3 protein-coding genes and 1 pseudogene are annotated in these 3,592 nt (G+C 39.3%); 1 reads left to right on the top strand and 3 read right to left on the bottom strand.

Annotated elements, in window-relative coordinates:
• Window positions 1–126 (top strand): annotated as a pseudogene (locus IM500_RS24410) (RNA-guided endonuclease TnpB family protein); the annotation flags it as partial.
• Between the two features lie 11 nt (window positions 127–137).
• Here IM500_RS24410 and IM500_RS03535 read toward each other — a convergent pair.
• The 3 genes from IM500_RS03535 to IM500_RS03525 all read right to left on the bottom strand — a co-directional run bounded on the left by IM500_RS03535 (window position 138) and on the right by IM500_RS03525 (window position 3,415).
• The gene (locus tag IM500_RS03535) at window positions 138–827 is read right to left on the bottom strand and encodes a potassium channel family protein (RefSeq protein ID WP_061432893.1); all 690 of its coding nucleotides are present in this window, start codon (window positions 825–827) and stop codon (window positions 138–140) included.
• A gap of 95 nt (window positions 828–922) precedes the next feature.
• Window positions 923–2,257, bottom strand: coding sequence for a TrkH family potassium uptake protein (locus IM500_RS03530; RefSeq protein ID WP_190718212.1), 1,335 nt, complete (start codon window positions 2,255–2,257; stop codon window positions 923–925).
• A 9-nt stretch (window positions 2,258–2,266) separates the two neighbouring features.
• A complete protein-coding gene (locus IM500_RS03525) occupies window positions 2,267–3,415 on the bottom strand; it encodes a glycosyltransferase family 4 protein (RefSeq protein ID WP_190718215.1) in 1,149 nt (382 codons plus the stop codon).
• Between the last annotated feature and the right edge of the window lie 177 nt (window positions 3,416–3,592).

Here is a 3,592-nt window from a genome sequence, read left to right as displayed (position 1 = left end):
GTAGGGCATACCGGAACCTTTGGGCTCGATCCAATAAACGCTTGGGGAGAGAATACCTCTACTTTTTCAGAAGCAATTCTGTCTAAGCAAGTAATCTCTGTGAACCAAGAATCCCCGTCTCTTTAGAGCGGGGAGTGTCAAATCGGTAAACGCTGAATATCTCGGTTAGAACCAATCACCACCATTGCTAAATCCTTGTGTAATCTTTCTTGGGGATTGGGGTTAATCTTGAATTTTTCCGCATTACCGACAGCGACAATATTTAACCCATAACGATTACGAATTTCTAACTCTGCTAGGGTTTTACCGTGAAAAGCTTCCGGGACTTTTAACTCGACAATACTATGTTCGGGATCGAGATCAAATCGTTCTAAAATTGATGGTCTAGTTAAACGGTGCGCTAACTCACAACCAGCATCGTATTCGGGAAAAACTACTAAATCTGCACCAACTTTTTTGAGTAATTTTCCATGGATTTCTGTGGAGGCTTTAGCGGCGACAAAATTAACCCCCGCTTCCTTACAATTGAGAGTAGTAATGATACTTTCTTCCACGTATTTACCAATAGCGACAATCACCGTATCGGTTTCAAAAATTCCCGCTTCTCGCAGGGCGTTAGGTTTGGTAGAATCAAGCTCGATCGCATTATCTACTATTCGATCGGATAACGCTTGTGCTACTAATCCTTCGTCAATATCTGTCGCTACCACTTGATAACCTTGTTTGCGTAAGGTTTCACAGACGGCGCGCCCAAATCTGCCTAATCCGATGACGGCAAATTGACGATTTTGGGGACGCATACTACTAAAAAATTTAATTGATTGCATAATTTTAAGTTAAACTGTTACGCATTTAAAATGCTAGTGTCAATGAGTGAGGAGACAGGAGAAACTGATAACTGATAACTGATAACTGATATTAATTATCCCACTAAAAGGTTTTCTTCGGGGTAATTAATAACTGTTGGTTTCGGATCGCCGATGATAGCCGCTATTAAAAGTATAACTCCCACCCGTCCCAGATACATCATAAAAACAATAATTAACTTAGAAATCGGCGATAAAGCGGCGGTTATACCCATAGATAGTCCGACAGTTCCAAAGGCAGAAACTACCTCAAAAAACAGTTGAATCATTTGAAAATCTGTCTCCACAAATGAGATAGCTAGGGTGGAGATAATAATCGCTATAACTGAACCAAAAACCACCGCCATTGACTTTAAAATTAACGGCATAGGAATGCGTCTTTGATAGAGAGTCACTTCTTCACGACCTCTTAAAACCGAGCGGGTACAGTTATATAAAATCCTAAAAGTTGTGGTTTTAATACCGCCGCCTGTACCGCTAGGACTGGCTCCTATAAACATGAGAGCCATGGTAATTGATAAACCTTCTACGGAAATTTTACCGATATCAATAGTATTAAATCCTGCTGTTCTCGATGTTACCGATTGGAACCAAGCAGCCAGCAATTTATCTTTAATTGATAAATTAGCCAAAGTGTCACCATTTCCCTGTTCAGTAAATAAAAAAGCCAATGTTCCCATCACTAATAAAAATATAGTTGTACTGATAGCAACTTTATAGTTAAGAGAAAAAACAAAGCCTTTTCTTTTATATCGAAAGCGGTGAATAGACCAAGTATAAAACTCGATAATTACTTGATAACCGATACCTCCAAAAATGATCAATCCTGTGATAGCTAAGTTAATAATAATTGAGGATTGATAGGACATCAAGTTATCTTTAAACAAGCCAAAACCAGCATTATTCCAAGCACTAATACTATGGAATAAAGATAACCACACCGCAGATCTAAAATCATACTTTTGGGCGAAGACAGTTAACATAACCAAAGTTGCTGTTAACTCAAAAACTAAAGTAGTAGCAATCACTGATTTCATTAAACTTTGACTACCTTGTAGGAAAGGTCGATCAAAGGATTCTTGAATCGCTAACTTCTGTCTCAGGTCAAATTTTCGCCCAACTAATAACATTAAAAAAGTGGTAGTGGTCATATATCCCAGTCCACCCACTTGAATTAATAAAGCGATAAATAATTGACCCCAAAAAGAAAAATAAGTACCCGTATCTACTACTGCTAAACCCGTAACACAGACAGCAGAAGTGGAGGTAAAGAGGGCAACAATTGGGTCATTCCAAGTGCCGCTAGTGGTAGAAACAGGCAACATCAACAGGGAAGTTCCCGCTAAAATTACCGCAATAAATCCCAAGCAAATTGTCCGGGCAATCGTCATATAAATTCCTTAGTGAAAGTAGCTAAGAGAAGATTGTTGTTTGGCTAACACTTCTTGATAAACTAACTGTAAGCGATCGATATTTTTGCTGAGAGTGTAAGAGTCTAAAACTCTTTGACGGGCTTTTTGACCTAAAATTGTGGTTAATTCGGGATGATCTCGTAATACGGGCAAGAGAGTTTTTAATTGGGTAATTAGTCCTTTAGTATCTAGAACTATTCCCGCACCTTTTAACACTTCCCCATCGGCCCCCACATCCGTAGCCATACAAGCAACACCGCAGGCCATCGCTTCTAAGAGGGAAATCGATAAACCTTCCACTAATGAGGGTAAAATAAAGCAGTCAACCCCGCGCAAAATTTCAATTCGTTTATTTTCATCGCCGATAAAACCTAACCAGATAATACCATCTTCTTCTCCATAAAAAGGTTTAAGGGAAGGAGTTAACGGACCATCGCCCACAATGAGCAGTTTGCATCTATCACCTAAACTGGTTTTTTTCCAAGCTTTCAATAAAGATTCTACATTTTTCTCCGGCATGATCCGACCGAGATAAACAAATAAACAATCGGCATTATATTGAGCTTTAATATTCGAGGGTCCTGGACAATACTTATTAACATCAACCCCATTGGGAATAATTGCTAATTTTTCTTCGGGAACTCCCAATTTAACTAAAAAATCCCGTTGAGAGGTGGAAAAAATAATTACTTTATCGTAATTAGCTAAAAAAGGGGCGTGTAGTTGGTAGGTTAATAATTGGGTACTAGAGATGAGATTGCGAATTTTACTATCAAAAGCCGGGTGAAAAGTCGCCACCAGAGGCAAATCTAAAGACTCACAAATTTCCGGTAGCAGAAAATCGAGGGGAGACAGGGGTAAGGACGCATGAACTAGATCCGGTTTCAGTTCCCTGAGTTTATCCTGTAGAACCCGACTCGATTTCAGGGTGGGAATAGTATAGACTTGGGAACTATAGAGACGTGGCAGGGTGATTTCGTCGTAAAAGTCGGGCCAATCGCTGACAGTGGGTTTTTCGGAAGAAAAATGCAGAAAACTGACTTGATAATCTCGATCGAGCAGGGAATTAGTCACTTCTCGCCCATAGGTAACGTTACCGCAAAAAGGAGATTTTTTTCCTAACCAGGCAATGTGCATTGAGATTCTCTTAAGAAAAAGTTAATTTAGCCAAATATCACTTTACCAAATTGTCTGTCAAAAGTTGATAAAGAAGCCTAGTCTCATAAAACAGTAAGCGGCACAGTCCATCCTTACCTAGTGCCTTAAAACTGGGTAACTCTTTCTTTTTTTCGATTCTTTGACCATTTTCGTGGT

This window comes from Microcystis sp. M179S2, assembly GCF_020245805.1.
GTDB classification, from domain to species: Bacteria; Cyanobacteriota; Cyanobacteriia; order Cyanobacteriales; family Microcystaceae; genus Microcystis; species Microcystis aeruginosa.
Note: the sequence above shows the minus strand (reverse complement) of the source record. Positions and strands in the feature narration are given on the sequence as shown.